Source organism: Flavobacterium rhamnosi (assembly GCF_048286515.1).
Classification (GTDB): Bacteria; Bacteroidota; Bacteroidia; order Flavobacteriales; family Flavobacteriaceae; genus Flavobacterium.
The window spans coordinates 194,803-220,346 of sequence record NZ_JBLVPS010000005.1 but is presented as its reverse complement, the minus strand read 5'-3'; the positions used below and the strand labels follow the sequence as shown (position 1 = coordinate 220,346).

General features: G+C 33.9%; 24 protein-coding genes and 1 CRISPR repeat array. Of the genes, 10 read left to right on the top strand and 14 right to left on the bottom strand.

The annotated features are described in order from the left end of the window. The first annotated feature begins 1 nt into the window (after position 1). Together cas1 and cas2 are read left to right on the top strand one after the other, a co-directional pair. Positions 2-898: a type II CRISPR-associated endonuclease Cas1 gene (cas1, locus tag ACNQGN_RS06465; RefSeq protein ID WP_417987027.1), complete on the top strand. Its 897-nt coding sequence runs from the start codon at positions 2-4 to the stop codon at positions 896-898. Beyond that, positions 891-1,238, top strand: a complete 348-nt coding sequence (gene cas2 / locus ACNQGN_RS06460; RefSeq protein ID WP_132066196.1) for a CRISPR-associated endonuclease Cas2 — start codon at positions 891-893, stop codon at positions 1,236-1,238. The genes cas1 and cas2 overlap by 8 nt, the downstream gene beginning before the upstream one ends. A 117-nt stretch (positions 1,239-1,355) precedes the next feature. After that, a CRISPR array of direct repeats spans positions 1,356-6,711; the repeat unit is 46 nt; unit sequence GTTGGGAATCATAAGCTAAAATACAATTTTGAAAGCAATTCACAAC. Between the two features lie 661 nt (positions 6,712-7,372). Here cas2 and ACNQGN_RS06455 read toward each other — a convergent pair. The 7 genes from ACNQGN_RS06455 to ACNQGN_RS06425 all read right to left on the bottom strand — a co-directional run bounded on the left by ACNQGN_RS06455 (position 7,373) and on the right by ACNQGN_RS06425 (position 11,870). Beyond that, the gene (locus tag ACNQGN_RS06455) at positions 7,373-7,594 is read right to left on the bottom strand and encodes a Fic family protein (protein WP_417987026.1); all 222 of its coding nucleotides are present in this window, start codon (positions 7,592-7,594) and stop codon (positions 7,373-7,375) included. Between the two features lie 129 nt (positions 7,595-7,723). Then, the gene (locus ACNQGN_RS06450; RefSeq protein WP_417987025.1) at positions 7,724-8,119 is read right to left on the bottom strand and encodes a hypothetical protein; all 396 of its coding nucleotides are present in this window, start codon (positions 8,117-8,119) and stop codon (positions 7,724-7,726) included. A gap of 653 nt (positions 8,120-8,772) precedes the next feature. After that, positions 8,773-8,958, bottom strand: coding sequence for a hypothetical protein (locus ACNQGN_RS06445; protein ID WP_417987024.1), 186 nt, complete (start codon positions 8,956-8,958; stop codon positions 8,773-8,775). A 45-nt stretch (positions 8,959-9,003) separates the two neighbouring features. Next, positions 9,004-10,620, bottom strand: a complete 1,617-nt coding sequence (locus tag ACNQGN_RS06440) for a hypothetical protein (RefSeq protein ID WP_417987023.1) — start codon at positions 10,618-10,620, stop codon at positions 9,004-9,006. Then, on the bottom strand, positions 10,617-11,249 hold the full coding sequence (locus ACNQGN_RS06435) for a hypothetical protein (RefSeq protein WP_417987022.1): 633 nt from the start codon (positions 11,247-11,249) through the stop codon (positions 10,617-10,619). The genes ACNQGN_RS06440 and ACNQGN_RS06435 overlap by 4 nt, the downstream gene beginning before the upstream one ends. 11 nt (positions 11,250-11,260) lie before the next feature. Beyond that, a complete protein-coding gene (locus ACNQGN_RS06430) occupies positions 11,261-11,554 on the bottom strand; it encodes a hypothetical protein (protein ID WP_417987021.1) in 294 nt (97 codons plus the stop codon). A gap of 151 nt (positions 11,555-11,705) precedes the next feature. Further along, positions 11,706-11,870, bottom strand: a complete 165-nt coding sequence (locus ACNQGN_RS06425; protein ID WP_417987020.1) for a hypothetical protein — start codon at positions 11,868-11,870, stop codon at positions 11,706-11,708. A gap of 180 nt (positions 11,871-12,050) precedes the next feature. Here ACNQGN_RS06425 and ACNQGN_RS06420 point away from each other — a divergent pair, with 180 nt between their 5' ends. Next, positions 12,051-12,455, top strand: coding sequence for a helix-turn-helix domain-containing protein (locus ACNQGN_RS06420; RefSeq protein ID WP_417987019.1), 405 nt, complete (start codon positions 12,051-12,053; stop codon positions 12,453-12,455). Between the two features lie 1,213 nt (positions 12,456-13,668). On the opposite strand, the gene ACNQGN_RS06415 is transcribed toward ACNQGN_RS06420, so the two are convergent. From ACNQGN_RS06415 to ACNQGN_RS06405, 3 genes are all read right to left on the bottom strand, one after another. Then, positions 13,669-14,013 (bottom strand): 5-carboxymethyl-2-hydroxymuconate Delta-isomerase, encoded by a 345-nt coding sequence (locus ACNQGN_RS06415; RefSeq protein WP_417987018.1) that lies wholly within the window; start codon positions 14,011-14,013, stop codon positions 13,669-13,671. 110 nt (positions 14,014-14,123) lie between these two features. Then, positions 14,124-14,606: a lipocalin-like domain-containing protein gene (locus tag ACNQGN_RS06410; protein ID WP_417987017.1), complete on the bottom strand. Its 483-nt coding sequence runs from the start codon at positions 14,604-14,606 to the stop codon at positions 14,124-14,126. Positions 14,607-14,609: 3 nt separating this feature from the next. Continuing rightward, positions 14,610-15,170 carry a short chain dehydrogenase gene (locus tag ACNQGN_RS06405; protein ID WP_417987016.1) on the bottom strand — a complete coding sequence of 187 codons (561 nt, stop codon included), beginning with the start codon at positions 15,168-15,170 and terminating at the stop codon, positions 14,610-14,612. A 95-nt stretch (positions 15,171-15,265) separates the two neighbouring features. Here ACNQGN_RS06405 and ACNQGN_RS06400 point away from each other — a divergent pair, with 95 nt between their 5' ends. Then, positions 15,266-16,105 (top strand): AraC family transcriptional regulator, encoded by an 840-nt coding sequence (locus tag ACNQGN_RS06400; protein ID WP_417987015.1) that lies wholly within the window; start codon positions 15,266-15,268, stop codon positions 16,103-16,105. A 408-nt stretch (positions 16,106-16,513) separates the two neighbouring features. Next, positions 16,514-16,891 carry a hypothetical protein gene (locus tag ACNQGN_RS06395; RefSeq protein WP_417987014.1) on the top strand — a complete coding sequence of 126 codons (378 nt, stop codon included), beginning with the start codon at positions 16,514-16,516 and terminating at the stop codon, positions 16,889-16,891. A gap of 124 nt (positions 16,892-17,015) precedes the next feature. Here the strand turns inward: ACNQGN_RS06395 and ACNQGN_RS06390 are convergent, their stop codons facing one another. Continuing rightward, complete coding sequence (locus tag ACNQGN_RS06390; protein ID WP_417987013.1) at positions 17,016-18,044, bottom strand: rod shape-determining protein; 1,029 nt, start codon at positions 18,042-18,044, stop codon at positions 17,016-17,018. 322 nt (positions 18,045-18,366) lie between these two features. Here ACNQGN_RS06390 and ACNQGN_RS06385 point away from each other — a divergent pair, with 322 nt between their 5' ends. Then, a complete protein-coding gene (locus ACNQGN_RS06385; protein ID WP_417987012.1) occupies positions 18,367-19,104 on the top strand; it encodes a hypothetical protein in 738 nt (245 codons plus the stop codon). 440 nt (positions 19,105-19,544) lie between these two features. Then, positions 19,545-21,095, top strand: a complete 1,551-nt coding sequence (locus ACNQGN_RS06380) for a hypothetical protein (RefSeq protein ID WP_417987011.1) — start codon at positions 19,545-19,547, stop codon at positions 21,093-21,095. A gap of 255 nt (positions 21,096-21,350) precedes the next feature. Here ACNQGN_RS06380 and ACNQGN_RS06375 read toward each other — a convergent pair whose 3' ends face one another. From ACNQGN_RS06375 to ACNQGN_RS06365, 3 genes are all read right to left on the bottom strand, one after another. After that, positions 21,351-21,956, bottom strand: a complete 606-nt coding sequence (locus ACNQGN_RS06375; protein ID WP_417987010.1) for an NAD(P)H-dependent oxidoreductase — start codon at positions 21,954-21,956, stop codon at positions 21,351-21,353. A 2-nt stretch (positions 21,957-21,958) separates the two neighbouring features. Next, positions 21,959-22,093, bottom strand: a complete 135-nt coding sequence (locus ACNQGN_RS06370) for a hypothetical protein (RefSeq protein ID WP_417987009.1) — start codon at positions 22,091-22,093, stop codon at positions 21,959-21,961. Between the two features lie 103 nt (positions 22,094-22,196). Continuing rightward, on the bottom strand, positions 22,197-23,057 hold the full coding sequence (locus tag ACNQGN_RS06365; RefSeq protein ID WP_417987008.1) for an AraC family transcriptional regulator: 861 nt from the start codon (positions 23,055-23,057) through the stop codon (positions 22,197-22,199). A gap of 268 nt (positions 23,058-23,325) precedes the next feature. On the opposite strand from ACNQGN_RS06365, the gene ACNQGN_RS06360 reads away from it, so the two are divergent. From ACNQGN_RS06360 to ACNQGN_RS06350, 3 genes are all read left to right on the top strand, one after another. After that, positions 23,326-24,189, top strand: coding sequence for an AraC family transcriptional regulator (locus ACNQGN_RS06360; RefSeq protein WP_417987007.1), 864 nt, complete (start codon positions 23,326-23,328; stop codon positions 24,187-24,189). An 88-nt stretch (positions 24,190-24,277) separates the two neighbouring features. Then, on the top strand, positions 24,278-24,511 hold the full coding sequence (locus ACNQGN_RS06355) for a putative antibiotic biosynthesis monooxygenase (protein ID WP_417987006.1): 234 nt from the start codon (positions 24,278-24,280) through the stop codon (positions 24,509-24,511). Positions 24,512-24,630: 119 nt separating this feature from the next. Then, on the top strand, positions 24,631-25,539 hold the full coding sequence (locus ACNQGN_RS06350; RefSeq protein WP_417987005.1) for an NAD(P)/FAD-dependent oxidoreductase: 909 nt from the start codon (positions 24,631-24,633) through the stop codon (positions 25,537-25,539). Positions 25,540-25,544: the final 5 nt, after the last annotated feature.

The following is a 25,544-nucleotide window of genomic DNA, read 5'->3' as shown; positions in this document are numbered from 1 at the left end:
TATGATAAAACGAACCCTTTTCTTTGGTAATCCAGCTTATTTAAGCACTAAAAATGAGCAAATTGTAATCTCTTATCCTGACAAAGAACAAGAGACTAAAACTGTAGCTATAGAAGATATTGGGGTTGTCGTTTTGGAAAATCAACAAATCACGATTACCAATGGTTTGTTAGAAAAATTAATTCAGAACAATGTAGCGCTAATCAATTGCGACCAATACCATTTACCTATTGGTTTGTTAATGCCTTTGAACGGACACACGGAACAATCAGAACGGTTCAAAAACCAAATTAATGCTTCTGCCCCTCTCAAAAAGAATTTGTGGCAACAAACCATATCTGCCAAAATTAATAACCAAGCGGGACTGCTCAAAGAAAAAGGAATACCGTGCCGAAAAATGGAGCTTTGGGCAAAGGAAGTCACGTCGGGAGACGCACTCAATCATGAATCGAGAGCGGCAGTTTTTTATTGGCTAAATCTTATTCCATTAGAAAACTTCACTAGAGGACAAAAAGAAATTCCGCCAAATAATTTACTAAATTATGGCTATGCCATTTTACGAGCTATTACAGCACGAGCCATTGTGAGTTCGGGGATGCTGCCCACTCTAGGCATTTTTCATCGTAACAAATACAACGCCTATTGTCTTGCCGATGATATAATGGAGCCCTATCGTCCTTATGTGGACTTAATTGTTTGTCATATTATGGAAACTGAGGATACTTTTGAGAAGTTAACCATAAACATCAAAAAACAATTATTGAGTATTGCCACCATAGATGTTTTTATTGACGGAAAAAATAGTCCGTTAATGGTCGCAATGAGCAGAACAACACATTCCTTGCATGAATGTTTCGAGGGAAAGACAAGGAAAATTTTATACCCTGTTTATGTATGACGAACATTACACCCGTTTAAACCAATATAGAAGTTTGTGGATATTAGTATTTTTTGACCTGCCAACGGAAACGCGAAAAGAGCGCAAAATAGCCAGTACATTTCGCAAGAAATTATTAGACGATGGGTTTTCTATGTTTCAATTTTCAATCTACATGAGATTTTGTGCCAGCCGAGAAAATGCTGAAGTACACACCAAAAGAATAAAGAATAACTTACCCGAACATGGCAAAATTGGCGTCATGCAAATAACCGATAAACAATTTGGGATGATGGAACTTTTTTATGGAAAAAAATTGGTAGAAACAGACAAACCTTCACAACAATTAGAATTATTTTAGTGCTACAGGATTAGAAAAAGGATATCATCCTGTATTACACCACATAAAACACTTCCTTTTTTCGATTTCAAAACAAACCTATAACTATCAACATATCAAATGATTACATCACGATATGTTGGGAATCATAAGCTAAAATACAATTTTGAAAGCAATTCACAACCAAAACCGCCAATCCTTCGAGATTCTTAATGTTGGGAATCATAAGCTAAAATACAATTTTGAAAGCAATTCACAACGGTAAAAACGAACGCGACAACACGCTTTCCGTTGGGAATCATAAGCTAAAATACAATTTTGAAAGCAATTCACAACGGAACGGTATAACAATTATGAAGAACTTCGGTTGGGAATCATAAGCTAAAATACAATTTTGAAAGCAATTCACAACGGACTCGGCATCAACGAGCGCGTCGGCTGGGTTGGGAATCATAAGCTAAAATACAATTTTGAAAGCAATTCACAACAAACGAACCATTCATGGAGTATAGAATTGGTTGGGAATCATAAGCTAAAATACAATTTTGAAAGCAATTCACAACGGTAAAAACGAACGCGACAACACGCTTTCCGTTGGGAATCATAAGCTAAAATACAATTTTGAAAGCAATTCACAACCGTTCGTCGCAACATCAATAAGTATTGGCAGTTGGGAATCATAAGCTAAAATACAATTTTGAAAGCAATTCACAACTGCAAGTGGTTACAACGCTCTAGGAAACTCGTTGGGAATCATAAGCTAAAATACAATTTTGAAAGCAATTCACAACTATTCTGAAAAAAGATCGTTCCTGCAGGTGTTGGGAATCATAAGCTAAAATACAATTTTGAAAGCAATTCACAACGGAAACGGAAAAGTAGCCGTTACAAAAGGAGTTGGGAATCATAAGCTAAAATACAATTTTGAAAGCAATTCACAACATAGCGTTGTTATGTTACCAATCGGTAAACGTTGGGAATCATAAGCTAAAATACAATTTTGAAAGCAATTCACAACGGTTGGTTTCTTCACTGTTCGCCATCTGAAGTTGGGAATCATAAGCTAAAATACAATTTTGAAAGCAATTCACAACATGTACTCTGCTTTGGATTTCAGCACATTCGTTGGGAATCATAAGCTAAAATACAATTTTGAAAGCAATTCACAACCATTAATCCAAACGGGTTCTTGAATTTTTGTTGGGAATCATAAGCTAAAATACAATTTTGAAAGCAATTCACAACTCCAGCACTTGTATAACCAAAAGTAATTGTGTTGGGAATCATAAGCTAAAATACAATTTTGAAAGCAATTCACAACAACAGCGTTCAGTCCTTTGAGCAAGCGCAAGTTGGGAATCATAAGCTAAAATACAATTTTGAAAGCAATTCACAACCCATATTGCCATGGTTGGTACTTTAAAACTGTTGGGAATCATAAGCTAAAATACAATTTTGAAAGCAATTCACAACTAACGACTTAGATATTATAAAGTCGTCATAGTTGGGAATCATAAGCTAAAATACAATTTTGAAAGCAATTCACAACTCCGGAACAATTACGACATCATCAGCAGGGTTGGGAATCATAAGCTAAAATACAATTTTGAAAGCAATTCACAACGATAGAGAATGGAAAAACGATAAAAGAGATGTTGGGAATCATAAGCTAAAATACAATTTTGAAAGCAATTCACAACATAAAAGGCATTTATAAATACTTCCCAGAGTTGGGAATCATAAGCTAAAATACAATTTTGAAAGCAATTCACAACGTCAATCGTGAAGATGTGTTGAATAAACAGGTTGGGAATCATAAGCTAAAATACAATTTTGAAAGCAATTCACAACAATTTTTAGAGAATCCATTTGGTTTGCCATGTTGGGAATCATAAGCTAAAATACAATTTTGAAAGCAATTCACAACCTTCGTTTTAACTTCGTCTTCATGTAACCAGTTGGGAATCATAAGCTAAAATACAATTTTGAAAGCAATTCACAACACTTCGTGAAAAACAATATTACTGCTCGTAGTTGGGAATCATAAGCTAAAATACAATTTTGAAAGCAATTCACAACCTAATGGATATATTCCTATAAGATACGATAGTTGGGAATCATAAGCTAAAATACAATTTTGAAAGCAATTCACAACCCCGGAAGTAATCTTTATACATGGCTATCTGTTGGGAATCATAAGCTAAAATACAATTTTGAAAGCAATTCACAACTATATCGTGGCGCTTAATTTATTGCTTGAGGTTGGGAATCATAAGCTAAAATACAATTTTGAAAGCAATTCACAACACTCAAAGAACACTTAGAAAAACGTAGACTGTTGGGAATCATAAGCTAAAATACAATTTTGAAAGCAATTCACAACACTTTTAGCGTTATCTTTTCGCCTCCGGTTGTTGGGAATCATAAGCTAAAATACAATTTTGAAAGCAATTCACAACGGGCAATAGCAACCAAAGAAAGTATGTGCGTTGGGAATCATAAGCTAAAATACAATTTTGAAAGCAATTCACAACTATACAATTGTTTTTAGGTAGATAGTCTTTGTTGGGAATCATAAGCTAAAATACAATTTTGAAAGCAATTCACAACGTGCAATTTGAAACGGCGAAATAACGCTAAGTTGGGAATCATAAGCTAAAATACAATTTTGAAAGCAATTCACAACGTGGGTAATGATGGGCAAACGATCATTTGGTTGGGAATCATAAGCTAAAATACAATTTTGAAAGCAATTCACAACCGACTGCAAAAAAACATTTCAGAAACCTATGTTGGGAATCATAAGCTAAAATACAATTTTGAAAGCAATTCACAACTAATTTGTTTGAACGGTCTTCATTGTCTTTGTTGGGAATCATAAGCTAAAATACAATTTTGAAAGCAATTCACAACGGAGTAGGTAAAAATATGCAGCCTTATATTGTTGGGAATCATAAGCTAAAATACAATTTTGAAAGCAATTCACAACCAAATATATAAACATATTTCAAATACATCCGTTGGGAATCATAAGCTAAAATACAATTTTGAAAGCAATTCACAACGTTCCTCAATGGTAATTTTGATTTTCTTTTGTTGGGAATCATAAGCTAAAATACAATTTTGAAAGCAATTCACAACTGGAGTGAAGTTGTCGAAACCATCACCAAAGGTTGGGAATCATAAGCTAAAATACAATTTTGAAAGCAATTCACAACGATCTACTGTTTCTTTACCATCGACAAAAAGTTGGGAATCATAAGCTAAAATACAATTTTGAAAGCAATTCACAACTGACGGTTGATGTACATGGAAATGCGGCTTGTTGGGAATCATAAGCTAAAATACAATTTTGAAAGCAATTCACAACGTCCGAATAGTCTTTTTGCGCCTTTCTCAAGTTGGGAATCATAAGCTAAAATACAATTTTGAAAGCAATTCACAACTAGCGACAAGCAAGGGAAAGTAAGAATTGAGTTGGGAATCATAAGCTAAAATACAATTTTGAAAGCAATTCACAACGAAAACCTTGAAATGATACCATGGTATTGTGTTGGGAATCATAAGCTAAAATACAATTTTGAAAGCAATTCACAACGAGAGTCAGTATTTAAGAAGTGATCCCGATGTTGGGAATCATAAGCTAAAATACAATTTTGAAAGCAATTCACAACATACCAACTACCTTATTTGTAGTTGAAAAAGTTGGGAATCATAAGCTAAAATACAATTTTGAAAGCAATTCACAACCGCAGTATATGCACTCGGTTACTATTTTGAGTTGGGAATCATAAGCTAAAATACAATTTTGAAAGCAATTCACAACCAGCTTTATGATGGCACGATAGAGATTTACGTTGGGAATCATAAGCTAAAATACAATTTTGAAAGCAATTCACAACCGTTTCAACATCCCCCCCGAAAGAGCGTATGTTGGGAATCATAAGCTAAAATACAATTTTGAAAGCAATTCACAACTATTGTGGTGCATCGGAAAGAATAGGGATGGTTGGGAATCATAAGCTAAAATACAATTTTGAAAGCAATTCACAACTATCTTTGCTGAACTATTAATCAGTAAAACGTTGGGAATCATAAGCTAAAATACAATTTTGAAAGCAATTCACAACGGAAGCAAGCGACTAAGAAATTCAGAATACGTTGGGAATCATAAGCTAAAATACAATTTTGAAAGCAATTCACAACTCTGTAACTAAAGTTTCCTGTTTTTCTTTCGTTGGGAATCATAAGCTAAAATACAATTTTGAAAGCAATTCACAACCGACACCTTCAAGGCATTGTTCGTTTGCAGTTGGGAATCATAAGCTAAAATACAATTTTGAAAGCAATTCACAACAATGCAATTCTATTAAAAAAAGATCAATCGGTTGGGAATCATAAGCTAAAATACAATTTTGAAAGCAATTCACAACAACACACGCACCACTGCTCCCACCGCGGCGTTGGGAATCATAAGCTAAAATACAATTTTGAAAGCAATTCACAACTAAATCGTCAACTTGGAACTTTACTATAAAGTTGGGAATCATAAGCTAAAATACAATTTTGAAAGCAATTCACAACCGTAGTGTTTCGCATTCATCACCTGGTAAGTTGGGAATCATAAGCTAAAATACAATTTTGAAAGCAATTCGCAACTCCACCGCTAAGCTATTTTGTTTGTTCGTTGTTGGGAATCATAAGCTAAAATACAATTTTGAAAGCAATTCACAACACGACTACTCCTCTAGCCAACAAAGATGTTGTTGGGAATCATAAGCTAAAATACAATTTTGAAAGCAATTCACAACCCTATGGTAATAGTATCATTGTATAACATTGTTGGGAATCATAAGCTAAAATACAATTTTGAAAGCAATTCACAACCGATACCGCTATCGGAATACCTTAAGATTGGTTGGGAATCATAAGCTAAAATACAATTTTGAAAGCAATTCACAACGAAAATAACATACGTATATCAGGCGGTTTTGTTGGGAATCATAAGCTAAAATACAATTTTGAAAGCAATTCACAACCCAGCAGTAAAATAAGCGTGTTGACCGTTGGTTGGGAATCATAAGCTAAAATACAATTTTGAAAGCAATTCACAACACCGAGGCGTCACTATTTCAGCAACAAGTAGTTGGGAATCATAAGCTAAAATACAATTTTGAAAGCAATTCACAACACTTTAATCATTCACTTAAAAAACTAGAAAGTTGGGAATCATAAGCTAAAATACAATTTTGAAAGCAATTCACAACAATCAGGCTGTTGGAATAATTAGCAACATCGTTGGGAATCATAAGCTAAAATACAATTTTGAAAGCAATTCACAACAAAAACCGTGCGTTACTCCAGTTAAAGATCGTTGGGAATCATAAGCTAAAATACAATTTTGAAAGCAATTCACAACAAAGAAGAAGGAGACGAACTGAAGCATTGGTTGGGAATCATAAGCTAAAATACAATTTTGAAAGCAATTCACGGATCATGCGCAAAAGTTGGGGATTAGGCAAAAAGATTAGATAATCTGAATCACCATATTGACTTCCAATAGCAAACTCCTTAGGACTTACCCTATATCGGGTAAAATTCCCCTCATGCAAAGCGAGAATTTCGGTTTCTGCTGCCTCGATAAACTGCGCCTGGTCTACTTGTGGTAATTTAGCCGAGGTATTTTGGATCAACTTTATGGCATCTTTGGAATTCATAGGTTCTTTCATAATGATACTAATCAGTTCGCGTATTTGATTACGGTACAACAACCTGAAAGGGTCAGGATTACCAAGTGATTCCCTGACTACTGCATATCGTGATGCTGAGCGCTCGTAAGCCCATAAGAATACATCTTTCAACAGACAGGTCTCATTTAGCTCGTAAACAGCCACCATCCCTTGGATATAAAGATCATCCGGAACATCTATAAAAGACAGTGGTGAAAGATTACACTGAACCAAGGAGATATTCGCGGCGAGACGTGAAACCCGCTTATTGACATCATCGAAAGGCTGAAGATATGGGAGATGTACCATCATAAAAAAAGCTTGTTCAAATGGGTCTTCGATCTGTTTAGCCTTTTCCAAAATAATCAAACAATTCGCTTATAAGCTGGGGGATTGCCAAGGGGGTATAAACTGATCCGGAAATACCTACAGCCATCGATCCGAGTCGGGAGCCTGAGGGTCTGGCAACAGGTTATTGGCCAGCATAGCATGAAGATTTAGTAACGTGTAGCGATTAAATCCAATCTCTTCCGCTGCCTGGACGATAAACTCTATCGCGTCTTTGTGATTAAGTATCATTTGTGCTTCCTTGGCTGATTTTGTATCATCAGCCTGACCCTGATCTATTAGGCGTTCGGTATCAAGCAAGCTGTAGGTATTGCCTTCCAGTCTGCTGGAATTCCATGACAAATCTATAAGCAATCGGTTAAGTATCTGTTGTGCGTATGTTCCGGCCGGTTGATCAATTTTAGTACCTCCGATTGCCGCAAGACCTGTTCATTCTTCCTTGGTGAGATAACTGTCAACATTTGGTCGGTAAAATTCCAAAAAATATCGCTGATAGCCGATAGGTTTGCGCTGTTGTATAAGCGCAGTAACTAAAGAACGTACCTGTTCACTTTCCTTTGAAATTGGGATTAAAATTGCAGGCCGCGTTACCTCTGCCGATGCGACTCGGTTAACTGCAGGATGCTTATAAAGGGTCGCACGTGCATTTCCGGAGATGATAATCGCACTCTGTTCCGACAATTTAGCCAACCGCCGCTGTAGGGTACGAATCTTTATTTCAGAGTTATGAGCCAGTCTTATTTCATCAATATTCGCCCCGTTAGGGAAGTTTTTCAGAATTGACAAGATTTCGTCATTTTGCGGATAAACCTTATTGACTTTCATAGTATTGCGACAATTAATAATTAATCCCGACAAATACAAATCTATATTGTCGCAATACCACAAATAACGACAGTTTTCAATCGTTTTTGTCGGGATAATTTTATAGTGACAACAAAAGAAAATGATCCTATTCCTGAGTATCATTGTATCAGACATAGGACTGATCCTGTTTTTCCTTATCAGCGATTTGCCTTTGCCCTGCCCTTTGCATTTAAAAATACAATTGAAATTAACTATCCTTTCAAATAAGTGATTATTGGATCAACCCATTTTTGAGCCATGTAAATGGATTTATGAAAATCAAAAGAACAATGTGTGGAAGGGCTGGATTTCAATTATTAAGAAACCATGGTGTTATCCATCAGGTCGATTTTAGATCACCAAAATTGACGAAGAACTAGTTTGCCCCGGAATACCTATAAAGATAAGATCTTGATTTCTAATGATCATAAGTAAAATATATTTATGACGGCTGTGGATTGTTATTCTTTGAGAATATTTTCATCTTCATTTCTAGAATCTGCAGGAAACAATATTCTGATTTCATTTAGCAGCTCAAATTCATCAATTGGGAATAATTGCAAAGCAATCCCCAGTATAAGTCCGACATCAATCGACTGATTTTTTATCGTAATCGGAACTTCAGCGCCATCTTAATCCAGAGCCACGATACATAATTTCAGTAGATTTCTAATAACCGAAGCGAGTTCATAATAATCATACACTCTTATTTTTGCGGTATGAATCCCGCTTTTATCGTCAACTGGCTTCAGAGTGTTGAGACAATTGAAAGTTAATCTTTTAATAGCCTCTAGCTTTTCAATTTCATCTTTTTCCATGATCTTTATTTTTAAATCGGTTAATTTTTATTAAATGATAATGTATTAGTCTCGCTCAAAGCTTAATAATAAGCCGTCCTCAATAACCAAATTGTGTAATTCATGCATTAGTTTTTCAACAATAACATTCATCTGATCAACCTCCTCTTTGTTGAGCTTTGACAACTTATGATGAAGTATTATATGTCTATCCAAATAAGGGAAGAAATCAGTCCAGAACTGCTCTATTAAATAATTATACTTTCTCATGTCGGAATCGGCATAAATACATAATTGCCATAACGTTTGAATTGACAGATAATTAGGCAGGTAATAAGTCTTAATAAAAATATATGTTCTACAAAAGGACATAAAAAACAATGTAAAAAGGGAATCTAAACCTTGATAGTTTTCTTTACTATCATTGACTATTGTGAAAAATTGCAAGGCAATGTCCTTCGTCGGCTTATAATAAAAATGTAGATCAGCGTGATAAGGATTGTGAGGAATCTCCCAATGAAGTTCTGGATGATACTCGTTGGATGAATATATTAGGTACTTCCCTTGAATAATGTTGGCAAAGAAACTTTGATGCTGATACAGATTAGTTTGTATCCAGTAACGGCTGTGGCTTAACAAAACGAAATTATATTTTTCACCAATTTTGCTTTTTAGAGATTGTGTGATTAATTTTAATTTTTCATTGCCTGTACCCATCGCTATAAGCATCAGGTAATAAGTCGTTTTTTCATGGTCAGTAATTTGATGATATAAGTAGATCTGTTCGACTTCAACCGAATTCAATATGGTTTCTATTGCAACGCTGAGAATTCTATTTTTAGGTTTATCATCAATTTGACATACAACTTCATTACTTTCAAATAATCCTTTTTTTATCTGATTTTTTAATTCATCAAACCTTTCTTCGATAAGATGATAGAGACTTTGTTCAGCAATCCCAACAGCTTTATACATTTCCTCCTTATAAATTGCCTCATCATCGGCGGTTGCTTCTTTTACTTTCACAAACAAATCAGTAAGATAAAATTTGTTATGGCTATATCTTACAAAGTATTTTTGAATATCAGGAATGTATTCTATAAGATTATTGATCCTTTCATCTAAACTTAGTAAAGCAGATTTATTTCCCGAATACAGTTCTTCTAAATATTCAAGATCATATTCAATCAATCTTGCATAGGATGTAAAAACACTGTTTGAAGAACCTTCTGAAATCAGATTTTGGACTTGTGACATATGAAGATCGTGATCATGATGAAAATGGTCTTGAAACACATTAAACCTCTTCTTGTATTTTTTCCAATCCCTTGTAATGATAAGCGGATTTTCCAACTCTTTATTTTGGTAGATAATAGCTGAAGGCTTGCAGTAAAATTCAATAAACGGATGTCCTAAAGAAAATCTATGATGAAGCCTTTCAGAGTAAATGAAATAGACATCGATCTGATAGCGTTTTCTAACTTTTTTTACCCATTTGTTCTGTTGTAGCTCTTGTGCATCTATATTTTTTTCGATGTGGATAATAAGATATGAAAACATGCACGAGGGCTGTTTGCTAAAAAACATCTGAAAGATATTGTGCTGATTAACCAATTGTCTCAGGATATTTTCTAAAAACTCATTTTCGAGTTTTGGAAATGAAAGTTTTTTTGAAGTTTTCATACTGTCGTGTTTTTGAGGTTTTGATCAGGATTGTTGAAATAAGTATAAACTGATTCTAAAAATAGACGGGCTAATGCAAACCAGACCATCAGGTCAATGTGTTCCTGCAATTCAGGATCGCTTTCCAGATCTATTGCATTTTTTAAATCAAAATCTAAGTATTGAATTCTCTGCTGAAACTTTTCGTAATAGTTTTCTCCGACCACAGATACGATCGTAATGAGCAGTTCGTTTATGAATTGGGAAGAAGTAATCGAATTTAAGATATACCTTAGACTATCAAATCTATTATCATCTGGATTTGGATTTTCTTTTAGTTCATAACAAAAATGTATCAGTAATTCTAGGCACGAAAGCAGTCCCGCCGTCTTTACGTCCTGCCTCTCTATATCAGTGATCTCAAGACTACCTGAAAGCAATTGTTCCAAGTCGTATTCCTGTAGGAGATCAGGATATCTGTCCAGTAATAAATTGAGTTTGGGATTTTTTAATTTGTCTATAAGTCCTGAAATTCCGCTTTCAAGATTCAGATTTTCTGAATCTTGAAGTAACATATTCAATGCTGTCTTGGCCTGTGCAAAGGATTTTACAAGCCTTTTTTCTTTCTTAAAGTTTTTATCATTTTTCATATCAAAAAAATTTAGCTTTGGTAAAGTTGGGAATGTGTAAAGGGATATTCTATTCCGTTACAGGATATTTTATCCTCAAGGCTGTTCAACATTTTTAATCTTTTCAACGCCTCTTTCACGAATAAGATGGCTTGCATCCAGCATATTAAATGGATATAGGGCGTCATCAGATCGTAATCAAATTCTATGGTACTAGGAGATAAAGACAGATGTGTTATTTCGCATAGGAAGAATTCGAAGTCATTTAAGGATTTCGCTGCAAATGCATTTTGGAAGACAATAAAAGGATTAATGTACTCTTCCATTGTAAGGGAAGCCTGTTGGAGAATTGACCTGCGCTCAGATGATAGCTCCTTTACTTTCCATTTTTTATTTTTATATTGCAGACAAAAGCAAGCTTTAACAAAAGAGCGAAGTCCAGTATAGAAAACAAAGACTTCTCCCGGATAATCTTTTTTATACACTTCCTCTTTTATTGATATAAAACACCGCTTCGCATAAAGTCTGTTTATAGTAATCAAGATGGGCATAGTCAAAAAATGCATTAACGACCTCAAACGGGTTTGCTATCTCATAGGCTACCCAAAAATTAGTTTCAAAGGATATTTTATTCTTTTTCATAATCAGAAGATTTAATATTGATTAGCGAAGTTCTATTCTTTGAAGAGGATAATCTATTAGAAATGCGGATATAATATCTGATAAAATGGATATTTTACAGGATATTTTTTTATCTTTGAAACTCAGACTTTTTAATCCAAATAGCTTTATCTTTGAGCCTTTAGAAAATTGATACTCATTATGGAACAAAAAATACATCAGGGAAAAAACGTAAAACGCTTCAGAGAAATGCTTGGCATCAAACAAGAGGCATTGGCTTTTGATTTGGGACATGACTGGAATCAAAAGAAAATTTCTATGCTGGAGCAAAAAGATATAATTGAAGATGATATGCTTAGGCAAATCTCAGATGCGTTAAAAATTCCCGTGGAAGCGTTTCAGAATTTTGGTGAGGAGCAGGCTGTGAATGTAATTGCAAATACTTTTGGTAATAATGGTATCGGATATCAGAGAAATGATAATCCTACTTTTAATCCTATAGAACAAGTGCTAAAGATGCACGAAGAAAAAATTGCTTTATATGAAAGGATGTTGAAGGAGAAAGATGAAATGATGGTAAGGCTTGAAAAATTAATCAATAAATAATTTCAGAATAATTCAAATTCATATTTGGAAAAACTAAATGCGAAATAATCATTTATAAAAGATATATTAATTCCAAGAGGCTGCCCGAAAAATTACTTTTCGGACAGCCTCTTTTTCATGCGCTTTTAACACCTTTTAACCAGTATACACACCTAAAAATAGAAATGGTTTGAATGTCCCGTAGAGTTACCTCAAGCCTTGCACTATCATAAATACTGATTTAAAAGCTTAAACAAAGTTTCCCTAATACCCTAATCAAATAGGCAAAAATGCTAAACTAGTATGTACTAATCAGGCGGCGTAACCCCGGATTGTAATATTGCTTAGCCCATGGCAGGGACTGGAGATTTTAATCCAGGACTTCCGGAAATAACCTGAAAAGTAATTTGACATTATCAATGCCGCATCAGTATTTCTCTATATTTACGACTAGGGATATCATCTGTATAAATACCAACAACTCCTCTTTCTTGTAATTCCTTCAAGAACTTAAGCGCTTCTATAAATCGTTCACGTGGTGCTGCCATAACTTTTTTAAGATGTTAAATACAAATGGATTTATCTATTAAATAATGTTGTGCAAATTCTATTAAATTATGTCGTTAAAAATCTATTATATTGTGTTGTGTAAAATCTATTAAACAGTGTTTGTGTGAGTTTATTAACCAAAGTAATAAAAATTCTATTAGATGATATATGTGGAAAAACCGGTCAAATTGACCAAATTTTTCCAACCATATTACCTTATAAAGTCTGAGTTCCTGAATGCTAGGATGTAGTGTTTTTTAATTCTTATACTGTAAAGAGTAATTAACGAAAGGAATGGGTAAATAATAATTTTCATGATTAATTTAATTATGACTATTGTTTGTTGATAATGTTTTGGATGAGCGTAAAAATCAAATAGTAAAAAGCAAAATTCCAGTGCCTCAATAAAAACAAAACAACTTGTTTATAGCGATTAAAACAAAATGGAATCTCAAAATCCCGCTAAGTATGTAATTATTGGTGGAAGTGTTGGCGGCATTCAAATATTAGTACCAATGGTGTTATCTAGGTCGATTCTATAGCTCCACAATTGACGAAGAACCCCTTTGCAGCGAAATATCCAATGAGTAAAGCAAATTAAGATAAGGATAGAATAAACCGTTTTATTACTATTATTTTTTACTGCTCAGATTTGATTTTCGTTTAAATTTATTGTCATAATTTTTTAAACCATTTCTTTATTACAATAAGTAGCTTTTTCAAAATCTCTGATATTTATCGAAAGCATTGAAACTTCCGGAAACATTACTTTTAAGTTTTTAATAATTTCTTTTGAAAGCATACTTTTTTGAATCGTAGTCCTTCCTTCTAATAAATTTCCAAAAATATGAATAAAATCATCCTTTGAGTTTCCAACATTATAATATTGAAATGGATTAATTCTTACTTTGATATCCCCTAAATCGAAAAGTTCTGTCGATTCGGCAGAATTATATACATTTTGCATTATTTCTTCTGGAGATTTCAATTTCAATATTTTTTCTGAGCAATCAATTACAAAATGCGGCATATGTTTTTAATTTAGATTCTATTTCTATTGTTTTATCTGTTGCCATATGATGAGAGCTATATCTGTCTGCTCCCATCATAGTTGGCTTTTTCTTTTAGATATCAAATGCTTTATAACTTCCGCCATACTACTTCGGCAATTATAGATTGACCACCTTGTGTTGTATTGGTTACAACATATTTAATTTCATTTTCAGTGCGAATATAAGAACGTTTTTGAGTCGTCCCTTCCCAATTAGGGAACGATGCAGATTCTATTTTGAACACCATTATTTTATGCTCTTCATCCATTTCATATTTGCCAAAATGAGAATTACTTCCTTGTACGAGTGTTGCGTTTTCTTCAGCAGTGCAGGTGTTTTTATCACCAGATACAATTTTTGATCTTACTGCTTTTAGGATTTGAATGGCATAATTTCCATTGGCATCAAAGATTAATAACCCTTTTGGATTTTCTCCGTATGGATGAACTCTACTGCTATCAGGATAAATATTGTCTATAGAAACTAATGACCAGCTTCCAACCAGCTTTTCTTGTGCAATTGATAGCGTTACGTTTAAAAATGCAAATGTTAAGATTATTCCTTTTTTCATTTTTTAATAATTTATTTTAATAATTTCTCCATTTGCTATACCTTCAATACTTTTAAGATAGCCATTAATTAAGTCATTCATCGGAATGTCGGCTACCTTTGAAGGGCTTACTACATTGATTCTTAAACCACGTGGCATTTCTAGTGAAGCCGCCAGTCCAAAACTATTAACCCCTCCATTAACAATTGCTTTACCAGCTGCATTTTTCACAGGTTTATCTCCCATTTTTCCAGATGTTAAGGTAAATGAGCCATTTTCATTCAAGTAGTTTTGTCCAATAAGAACCAGATTGGCTTGTCCGATAAGCTTATTTTTAATTCCAAGATTCAGATTCTCTTCGGTAAGTGACAATAGATCTCCTGTGTAGCTATCCCCGGCAACACAAACACAAGCATCAATATTTTTTACTTGATTAAACATTGCTTCAATAGAGCTAGCCGAAGAAAGATCAACTTTAATATCTCCACTATTTCTTCCTGCGGTAATGACTTCGTGCTTTTGTTCAAGAATTGGAGTTATTATTTCCCCAATTGCACCGGTAGCACCAATAATAAGAATTTTCATTTTGTTTGTTTTTTGAATTACTAATACTGCAAATTTATACTGTTAATACTATTCTAAAATTGTATATTTTCGCACTAATTCAGTAAATTTGCAAAATGAAAAACGTAAATCTATACCACCCATTTGAAGTTGATGTTAAAGAATTGGATAGTTTTCCTAAAGTATTGGAAGTGAATAATTTCTTTAAATTAATTTATATTATTGATGGAACGGGAGTTCAATTTATTGGTAATAATAAGTTTAATTATCGCAAAGGGAATTTGTTTTTAATAACACCGCAGGATGTACACTCTTTTGAGATAGTAACACGTACAAAATTCTTTTTTCTTCGCTTTGAAGATTCTTTTATTACTCCAAAAGCCAATAAAGAAAAGGATACTATACAACATATGAATTATATTCTTCAAAATGCAAGTCATCGCCCTGGTTGTATTATGAAAAACAAAGTAGACAAACCTTTCATAGCTTTATTAGTTGAAAGTATTCTTAATGAATTAGAAAATGAGCAATTATATCATCATAAAATCATAGAGCAAATTGTAAATACTATGATCATTATTGTAGCTAGAAATATTGCCTTAAAATTGCCTAAAAACATAAAAGAAAATACCGGTGAAACCGTACTTGAAATATTACACTATATTCAGCAAAATATATTTGAACCCGAAATGCTAAAAGCCGAAAAACTGAGTATACATTTTAGTATTTCGATCCATTATCTCGGGAAATATTTTAAGAAACAAACAGGAGAAACCTTGCAAGGCTATATCTCCAATTACAAGTTACGTTTGATAGAAACTAGATTATTACATAGCGATATGCGTATTAATGAAATTGCCTACGAATTAAATTACACCGATGAAAGTCATTTAAATAGGGCGTTCAAAAAGTTTAAAGGAATTAGCCCATCGGAGTATAGAAAACAATTTTCTTAATGATTTACGAAAATAAATTTGCAGCATTCAGATACCGATTTTGGTTATTTGAGTAAAGTGAACAAAGGATGTTTATAAAGGATCAATCCCATAAATTGCTACCTGGAAAAAAAAAACCTTTTCAAAAAAGCAGAAAAAATCAAAAAACACATTCAAAAAATCACGGACAAATGGTTACAATCCTAAAAACCAGCCATTCCATCCGCAGCATTTTTAACTACAATGTAAACTAAGTTACGGCTGGTGTTGCTTAGTGCATCGCAGCGGGGATAATCCATTTTGCAAATCGAATAATGGATTTATTATTGCCAATATTGCGGTCAATCTTATGTTACGGTAAATCATAATCTTTACACAAAAACTCCTATTTTAGTTTATAGAAGGTTATCTTTATTAAAATATAAAAATATGTCAGATAAAAACAAAAAGTCGTTTGGAGTTTGGATGGATTCACACAACGCAACAATCGTAGGAAAAGAAAATGTTGATAATGGAGAATTTGTGATACTCGGACATGTAAAAAATGCAGGACCGGATAATAATTCGAATGAAAAAACTTCAAACAATCAAGAAATTAGCTTAACACAAAAATTTTTTAAAGAGATTACCAGTAAGATGCCCAACATTGATCAAATTCATATAACTGGAACGGGGCAAAGCCAAGAACAGTTTATAAATTATTTAACGGAAACTCCACAATATAAAAACGCAGTAGCAAGTGAAAGTACGTCAAATAAAATGAATGATGAAAATCTTCTTACATACATTACGAAATATTTCAATTAGATATTTTTCAAAAATTGTAATATTATTAGAGGCAGTTCAATTTTGAACTGCCTCTTTCAATACATCCAACAAAATTTTGTCGAATTAGGCACTAAAGATCAATGTTATAGATGCAATATTGAGCTTATTTTATCAGTACCCTTTTATATTTAGGAATATCTTTTAAGACAGCACCGGTACCTCTAACCACAGCTTTTAAAGGATCTTCCGCAATATAAACTGGCAAATCCGTCTTTTGCGAAATCCTTTTATCAAGACCGCGCAGCATTGCCCCTCCCCCCGCAAGATACAAGCCTGTATTATAAATATCAGCAGCCAGTTCTGGTGGTGTCAATGAAAGCGTTACCATAATAGCGTCTTCAATTCTCTGTATTGATTTATCCAAAGCTCTTGCAATTTCCCTAGAGGCAATGCTGACCTCTTTAGGCTTCCCGGTAAGAAGATCTCTTCCCCTGACCGTTATATCATCAGGAGCATCCTCAAGTTCTTCCATTGCAGCGCCAACATCAATTTTTATTCTCTCAGCAGAAGCGTCTCCAACATACAAATTATGCTGCGTTCTCATATAAAACAATATATCATTGGTAAAAACGTCCCCAGCAATTTTTATGGATTTGTCACAAACTATTCCTCCGAGTGCAATAACCGCAATTTCCGTAGTCCCTCCTCCTATATCAACGACGATAATTCCCTTAGGCTCCATCACATCTAAACCCATTCCGATAGCAGCAGCCATAGGCTCATGAATTAAATACACTTCTTTCCCGTTTACCCGTTCGCAGGACTCCTTTACGGCTCTCATTTCTACCTCGGTAATACCACTGGGAATACATACAACCATTCTCAGTGCGGGAGTGAAAAAATTTTTCTTTAATTCAGGTATGTTTTTTATAAACCAACTGATCATTTTCTCTGAGGCATCAAAATCTGCAATAACCCCGTCTTTAAGCGGTCGGATTGTTTTAATATTCTCATGTGTCTTACCCTGCATTAAACTGGCCTCTTTACCTACAGCAATAATTTTCCCGTTTCTAATATCCCTGGCCACCATCGAAGGACTGTCCACCACAATTTTTCCATCATAAATTATTAAAGTATTAGCCGTCCCTAAATCCATAGCTATCTCCACTATCATAAAATCAAATAAGCCCATAATATAGTTTTGTTTAAGAACGCTATTGTTGCTGTTTTATTCTCTACAAGATAAAATACACTGCATATAGAATAATATACTTCGTATAACAATGATCTTTAGTATTCAAAATGGAACGATTTTTAACTCCAAAATTAATCTTACCCTTAGATACGACAGAACCTAAACCAACTTAATTAATCGTACTGTTTTCGATAATTTGTCTTTTTCTATAACTCTTTGGAAAGCATAAATCCCTATATTTACTTTCTGGTTGACAAAATTACGTTGTGCGAATAGTCAATTCCTGCAGCGTTAGGCCAATTAATTTTAAGTAGTCAAGATGGAAAAATATCCTATATCAGTAGCATCGTTACCTCTGGGTGATAATCCAATACCGAATAGTCAAATAATGAAAGCCGATTTACTACCCGATCCGGAATCTCAGTTAGATTCTATGGAAATGAAGGAAAAACCTATCGCAGATTCCAGTATTCCATTTAGAGATCTGACTGATTCTGCCAGTAAAAAAGAAAGTATTGCCCGACTCATTGACAAACTGGATGTTGCTACAAATGTCAGGTATCAAAGAACAGTAGAAGATACTTATTGCAATGTGTACTCTTACGATTATTGTTATTTCTGTAAAGTGTATCTTCCCACAGTTTGGTGGACGGATGAAGCTCTGGAAAAAATAGTGCAGGGACAGGAAATAGAAGCTATTTTTGAGCAAACTGTTGATCGCATTTACTCCAGTGCCATACACGATTGGTTCTTACAATGGGGCGCCAGTTTTGGTTGGAAAAGAATGCTTACTGCTGATGAAATTCAAAATAAAGTGAATGCCACTGGCGGAATTGGAATAATTTGCGCCAAAAGAAAAGAAAAAGGACTCTCTGGACATATTGTTCCTGTTGTTCCCGAAACGGATTTGAATAAAGCGTATCGAGAGAATGGCATAGTAGTGTATCCACTGCAATCACAAGCAGGAAAGTTGAATTACAATTACTTTTCGGATGTTAGAAAAGATTGGTGGAATGATGCGTTATATTCCTCTTATGTTTTTTATTACCATGAATAAACAAAAACAATTAACCCGATTGTTCAGACATCCAAAACCTTTATTGATTGTCAGCATGTTAACTACTTGGAAATGACACAATAAAGAACTACTTTTGCAACTTGGAAAAAACAAGAATTGTAAAAGTTGTAATTGGGCTATTCGTCAGCTTAAATCATTGATATAAAAAGTGATAATAGTAATTTTATAACCCCATTATAAAATTTTGCTTGTTTATCAATCTTTCAGTCGATACAAGTGCAAAATTTCTGAGACTGAAATTTAAATTCCTATAATTTAAAAAGTAATATGAAACTTTTTAATGGATCTAAAACAATCCAGTTTTAGACCCATTAAAAGATTTCTTCCCTTTGATTTCTAATAGATTAGATTCGTATTTCCGAATAAAAATAATGACTTTAAAAAGTTCAATAAACCATAAAAAAAGAAAAGTAGTATAAATGAAAGACAATCAGACAAAAAAATATTATTGGGGAATAGGATTAGAAAACGAAACCTACATGCAATTTGAAGAATCCCTAGTAGTTTCTGGTGAATTTATACAAGAAAAAATTGGTTTTGAGAAATACAGTATTGACTATAGAAAATGCTATAAACCTGACAGCTTAGCTCCTTTGCTGAAAAAAGCTTTTGGCATGAATGAAAATTATAAAGTGAGCCGAATGATGAATAGTCATTCGCTTGAAAAACTGGATATAAATTATCAGCACAAAACATTATCGGCAGTAAAAACAGTAGTTGCTACCCCAGAAACAACTGAAGTAAACCCACAGCCACTTGAAAATCCTGAATATCTAGGAAAATCAATTATGGAGCTTTTCCTTGAGGATCAACCGTACAATATTCAAAGTATGATTACCCAAAGAAACAAAACGATGGGGTCGGTACATTTTGATGGAGATTCTATTGAATTTGTGACCAAATATTTTGAAAACCGAACGATAGCTGATTCGTGCAAAGAACTAAAAGCTACCAAAAAGCTATTCCTCGATAAAATCAATGAATCATCTGTGCTAAATGGGAAATTAAATTTTCCCGATTACAACAATGGTCTTAATATGTTCATGACTAATCAGGAAAACCTCGTTTTGTTTAACAATGGAACGTACCATTTTCATATTACTTTACCGTCATTAACTGAAGACAGTAGGATTGTGGATTACAATGCTTTTGATAAAACACACGCCAACGCCATTTATTTATTACAATGGTTTGAGCCATTTTTTATAGCAACTCTTGGAAGTCCTGACATTATGGGAGTGATCAGTGATACGTACAGTTTGGACAAAAAATTTACTTTGGGTTCTATGAGAAATGCTATGTCTCGTTACATTGGCGTAGGAACTTTTAATAAATCGATGCCAAAAGGTAAAATTCTAACGTATAAAGTAGATGATTTTAGAAAACTGCTGAAATTTGAAAAAGAAGAAAATATCTGGTGGCGAGATCAGATTGAAGTAGACATGGAATATGAATTGCTTTCAGATGTGGGTCTTGATTTTAATCAGGAAAAAATGTACCAAAGCGGTTTTGAATTCAGAAGCTTTGACGAGTTTCCGGCAGAGTACTTAAATGATGTTCTTTTTTCCATTATTCTAATTTGTGAGCATTCTTTAAATCTACCCAATATTCAATGGGGACACGATAGTGTGGCTTGGAATAATTTGGTTTTTAAAACTTTAAAAATGGGTTATTTAGCTGAAATCAATGAAGCTGAAAAGAACGAAGTTCTAGATTTACTGAAACTATTAAATCCATCAGATAGTAATTATAATACACTAAAATCAGAATTTGAAGCTATCGTAATGCTAGATCAATTTTTCTTTAAAATTTTGGCTGTTTTACATGATAAATACAAAGATAACAATGTTTGTCTGGATTCCATGTACGGACAAAAAACAAGTTCTCCTCCAAAATGGGATAACTTTAATAAATACCAAACCGAGAGACATTTGCAACAAATAGGGTCGTTCTGTGAGATCATCCACTAGAATTCTCAAAAAAAACATTACTACAGATTAATGTCTTCCAATTGAAGTAATGGTTAAAGTTTTGCTCTTTTTATTTTGATATAAATTGCACTTATCTTGTATCTCAAAATCTGTAAATCCTAGTCAATATTGGTCTCCCAATTCTTACAGGGAAAATCAAATTGCAAAACTATAATCATTTACATTGTCGTGACAGTGTCACGACAATGTAATATCATCTCTAAATTTTAGTCATGATATTACTGACAATACGTTTTAAAAAATTAAGGCATCTGATAAATGTGACGGATAATTTTGTAAGTCTTCTTCAATTTGAGCGCTTTTAAAAATGTCGAAACAATTGTAATCCGGCAAAATATCAAAACCACAGAATCGGTAGTTGCTGCTTATGTTTAAGAACAAATCAGCAGTACTTTTTCCTTTCATTAGCATTTGATTTGAGTTCTCAAAAGCTTCGGCAGGAGCATTCCAAGTTGCAGTAATCATAAATTTTTTTCCTTGCATTTTGCCACCCGTACCATATTGTTTTGTTACATCTTCTCTTGTTCTCCCGTCGCCGGAAAGGAATTTTTGACTGTTAAGCCCACTATTAAAGACTTCGTCCACATATTTTTTGTATATCCATGGTGCGCCAAACCAGTTTATGGGAGTTTGCAAAATAACAATATCGGCCTGTAAATGTTTTTCCACTTCTTCTTCTGGATTATAGCCTTCCTGTATTTTTGTTTCTATTACTTCATAGGATTTTGAAATAAAGAAATCCCTCGCGATTTGAATAAAGGCATTGTTTAAGGTTCCCTCTGTCCAATTGGGATAGATTAAATGGGTATTGATTAGTAATACTTTTTTTACGTTTTTCATATTTAAAATCGATTTTTATTAATTTTCAGGCTCCCGTTTTTGAATGTTACCCTTGAAAAGGAAGCTGTTTGAGCCGATATACTATATCCTGCTGTTAACATAGTTAGTAGTGCCAGAACTACGATTTTTGTTTTCATTTTGTTTCCATTTAATTACGGGACAAAATTAAAAATTAGCTTTGTTGCTTAAGGACACAGACTACTAAAAAAAAGGAATCATTTTACTGATACAGTACAATTATTACTTTACTTTTCGAACGCTTTTACGGTATTCTTTTGGTGTAAGGTTCAGGTGTTTTTTAAAAAACTTGGCAAAGTAATTAGGATATTCAAAGCCGAGTTCATAGCCAATTTCAGTATTGTTTAAATCGGTCCGTCCTTCTAACAATTCTTTGGCTTTTTTAATAATGACTTCATGTATCGTTTCAAGAGCCGATTTACCAGAAAAATGTTTGATAATGTCGCCCAAATAGTTCGGTGTTAATTTTAATTGATTAGCAAAATAATAAACAGTTGGTAACTGCTTAATGGGCTGATCATAATATTCGTTCAACAATTGTTGAAAATCAGATAAAATGCGATTGTATTGCTTGGGATTGGTATCAAATTGTCTTTTGTAAAATGCTTCAACCAAAGATATCAGTACATGAACATAGGACAGCAGTATTTCAAAATGTTCGTGCTTTGAATCATAATATTGGAACATTAGATTAAAAATAGTTCTAATTTCCAGTTCTTCTTTTTCAGTTAAAATTAGTGCCTCGTGTTCGCCATAATCTAAATAATGTTTGAAAAGAAAACGGTTTTCTTCAATAAGTGTTTTTGACAATTGAACATACATACCGTTGTAAGTTGGCTCTATATCCCAACCATTGGCTCGTTCAGGGCTATTAAAAAAAACTGCTGTGATGGGCTTTGGATTAGGAACGGATTTATCTGTAAAGTTAGCCTTAATAGAAATACGGTAAAAATCTACCATCACCGGCTCTGATTGCAGGCGCATTATTTTGGGATCATAATAGCCAATATCGAGGTTGCTGTCCAATGGTTTTGGCAGGCCCACATATTCGTTAAATGAGGTAAAGTCCTTGAACAATTTCATTTTGCAAATTTACGATTTTACCTGTCAAATTTAATTTTAAAACAGAAACAAACTACTTATTAACGTTCATTTAATAAAACCGATCATACAACATCTCTTGGTAAAATGCGCATACTTTAGCTACGACACAATTTTAAGTGCCCCATATAACTAAGATCACAATCGATAAACGGAACACTTCCTATAGCTGAACTTTGGTAATTAAAAAAGGTTTCGCTTCCTTTGTAAAAATTTATCAGCTTTCCAATCCGCCGAGAATCAAACAAAAATGGAAAAAATTCCAATAAGGCATATTCATGAAATCCAGAAAGAACCCAACTTATCTGGGAGCTTTAGTATAAGGGATATTGAGGAGTTGCTGGATGGAAAGGACCTGATTCAGGAGCTTCACAGGCATGATTTCTTTTATATACTAGTTTTGAAAAAGGGACAGGGTTCTCATGAGATAGACTTTACACATTATGAAGTTCAGGACCATTCTGTATTCTTAATGCGCCCGGGACAGGTGCATCAGCTTACGTTGAAAGCTGGAAGTGCCGGATATTTACTTCAATTTAAGAGCGATTTTTTTTATTCTCAAAACAAATTATCACAAGAGCTTTTACGCAAGGTAAGTCATCTGGTTTTTTGCAACCTTGATAGCATTGGATTTAAAAAACTGGATGCCATTTTGGCTTATATTCTCAAAGAGTTTATAGAAAAACAAGAAGAATACCAGGAGGTTATAAAATCAAATCTTAGTATTTTCTTAATTGAGCTTGTTAGACATCGACAAAATAAGACAATTGCTTCTACTGATAGTAACCCATACTCACAAGAACAATTAGAGAAATTTTTACACCTTTTAGAGACTAATATCACTAAAAATAAACAAGTGTCTCAATACGCCGAGCTATTGAACATCTCCACGTATCAACTTAATGCTATTACTAAGAAATCATTACATAAAACGCCTTCGGAACTTATTAATGAATATATTATTTTAGAATCAAAAAGACAACTTCTTGCAACATCTAATCAGGTAAATCAAATAGCAGATCATCTGGGTTACGAAGACATTTCCTATTTTATAAGGTTTTTTAAAAAAAATACCGGGTATTCACCCGAGGCATTCAGGCACAATTTAAAATAAGTCCTATTCAACTTCATTTTTGTCCTATCCTATAGATTTCATCTCGTAATACCTTTGCTGAATATAAACATTCAAAAAAGTAGTCTGTATGAAAACAAAAATGAAATTAATTGCATCGATAAAGATCTGGGTTGTAATTTACCCTTCCATTACAGTGTTTCTTTATCTATTAGGAAAATCGTCATTGGTTTTACCTTTGTATCAAAAAACGTTATTCCTTACGTTAACACTAGTTCCTTGGATCGTTTTTATTGGTGTTCCTTTTGTGGATTTTATCATCGGTCTCTTTCAGACAAAAGTGACCAAAAATAATCCAAGCTGAAAGTTGTAAAGGAAACTTTATCCTCTTCTTCCAGACGTGAATTTATCAAGCAAAGTGGACTGGCAATTACAGCACTCAATTTACTATTCCCTTTATCAAAAATTTCAAAATATACTAGAATGACAGCTAACAAACAATTTGATGTAATTATCATTGGGGGAAGTTACTCAGGGCTTGCGGCAGGCATGGCTTTGGGAAGAGCATTAAAACGGGTTTTAATTATTGATAGCGAAAAGCCTTGTAATGAGCAAACACCTCATTCGCATAACTTCCTGACACAAGATGGAAAAACCCCGACAGAAATCGCAAACCTTGGAAAAGAGCAAGTACAAATATATAAAACAGTAACGTTTTTAAACAGTTTAGCCACTAGTGGAAGAAAAAGGAATAATCTTTATGAAGTCCAAGTAGCATCAGGTGAAATATTTCAGGCAAACAAGTTGATTTTTGCAACGGGCATCAGAGATGCTATGCCTGACATTGACGGATTTTCAGCCTGTTGGGGTATTTCGGTGCTGCATTGCCCTTATTGTCACGGATACGAGGTAAGGAATGAAAAAACCGGCATTCTGGGCAATGGAGAATATGGTTATGAGCTATCCAAGCTTATTTCTAATTGGACAAATGATTTAACGCTGTTTACCAACGGAATCTCAACATTGACAGTCGAGCAAAGGGAGAAACTGGAGAAACATCATATTAAAATAGTAGAAAAGAAAGTTGAAAGATTGGAACATACCAATGGCCATCTTCAAAACATCATTTTCACAGGCGGCACCAAATCTTCCGTGAAAGCAATCTACTCACGTAACTCCTTTGAGCAGCATTGTCCCATTCCGCAATCTTTGGGATGCGAATTAAATGACGAAGGTTATATTAAGGTTGACCATTTTCAAGAAACCACGGTTATTGGTGTTTTTGCCTGCGGCGATAATACGACCCGTATTCGTACCGTTGCAAATGCTGTAGCAATGGGAACAACGGCTGGCATGACCGCAAGCAAGAAAATGATTTTGGAACAATTTTAACAGTA

Excerpts from the sequence above, each read along its gene's own strand:
- cas1 (WP_417987027.1), top strand. The coding sequence starts at position 2 with ATGATAAAACGAACCCTTTTCTTTGGTAATCCAGCTTATTTAAGCACT.
- cas2 (WP_132066196.1), top strand. The coding sequence starts at position 891 with ATGTATGACGAACATTACACCCGTTTAAACCAATATAGAAGTTTGTGG.
- ACNQGN_RS06450 (WP_417987025.1), bottom strand. The coding sequence starts at position 8,119 with ATGAAAGTCAATAAGGTTTATCCGCAAAATGACGAAATCTTGTCAATT.
- ACNQGN_RS06445 (WP_417987024.1), bottom strand. The coding sequence starts at position 8,958 with ATGGAAAAAGATGAAATTGAAAAGCTAGAGGCTATTAAAAGATTAACT.
- ACNQGN_RS06440 (WP_417987023.1), bottom strand. The coding sequence starts at position 10,620 with ATGAAAACTTCAAAAAAACTTTCATTTCCAAAACTCGAAAATGAGTTT.
- ACNQGN_RS06435 (WP_417987022.1), bottom strand. The coding sequence starts at position 11,249 with ATGAAAAATGATAAAAACTTTAAGAAAGAAAAAAGGCTTGTAAAATCC.
- ACNQGN_RS06430 (WP_417987021.1), bottom strand. The coding sequence starts at position 11,554 with ATGGAAGAGTACATTAATCCTTTTATTGTCTTCCAAAATGCATTTGCA.
- ACNQGN_RS06425 (WP_417987020.1), bottom strand. The coding sequence starts at position 11,870 with ATGAAAAAGAATAAAATATCCTTTGAAACTAATTTTTGGGTAGCCTAT.
- ACNQGN_RS06420 (WP_417987019.1), top strand. The coding sequence starts at position 12,051 with ATGGAACAAAAAATACATCAGGGAAAAAACGTAAAACGCTTCAGAGAA.
- ACNQGN_RS06415 (WP_417987018.1), bottom strand. The coding sequence starts at position 14,013 with ATGCCGCATTTTGTAATTGATTGCTCAGAAAAAATATTGAAATTGAAA.
- ACNQGN_RS06410 (WP_417987017.1), bottom strand. The coding sequence starts at position 14,606 with ATGAAAAAAGGAATAATCTTAACATTTGCATTTTTAAACGTAACGCTA.
- ACNQGN_RS06405 (WP_417987016.1), bottom strand. The coding sequence starts at position 15,170 with ATGAAAATTCTTATTATTGGTGCTACCGGTGCAATTGGGGAAATAATA.
- ACNQGN_RS06400 (WP_417987015.1), top strand. The coding sequence starts at position 15,266 with ATGAAAAACGTAAATCTATACCACCCATTTGAAGTTGATGTTAAAGAA.
- ACNQGN_RS06395 (WP_417987014.1), top strand. The coding sequence starts at position 16,514 with ATGTCAGATAAAAACAAAAAGTCGTTTGGAGTTTGGATGGATTCACAC.
- ACNQGN_RS06390 (WP_417987013.1), bottom strand. The coding sequence starts at position 18,044 with ATGGGCTTATTTGATTTTATGATAGTGGAGATAGCTATGGATTTAGGG.
- ACNQGN_RS06385 (WP_417987012.1), top strand. The coding sequence starts at position 18,367 with ATGGAAAAATATCCTATATCAGTAGCATCGTTACCTCTGGGTGATAAT.
- ACNQGN_RS06380 (WP_417987011.1), top strand. The coding sequence starts at position 19,545 with ATGAAAGACAATCAGACAAAAAAATATTATTGGGGAATAGGATTAGAA.
- ACNQGN_RS06375 (WP_417987010.1), bottom strand. The coding sequence starts at position 21,956 with ATGAAAAACGTAAAAAAAGTATTACTAATCAATACCCATTTAATCTAT.
- ACNQGN_RS06370 (WP_417987009.1), bottom strand. The coding sequence starts at position 22,093 with ATGAAAACAAAAATCGTAGTTCTGGCACTACTAACTATGTTAACAGCA.
- ACNQGN_RS06365 (WP_417987008.1), bottom strand. The coding sequence starts at position 23,057 with ATGAAATTGTTCAAGGACTTTACCTCATTTAACGAATATGTGGGCCTG.
- ACNQGN_RS06360 (WP_417987007.1), top strand. The coding sequence starts at position 23,326 with ATGGAAAAAATTCCAATAAGGCATATTCATGAAATCCAGAAAGAACCC.
- ACNQGN_RS06355 (WP_417987006.1), top strand. The coding sequence starts at position 24,278 with ATGAAAACAAAAATGAAATTAATTGCATCGATAAAGATCTGGGTTGTA.
- ACNQGN_RS06350 (WP_417987005.1), top strand. The coding sequence starts at position 24,631 with ATGACAGCTAACAAACAATTTGATGTAATTATCATTGGGGGAAGTTAC.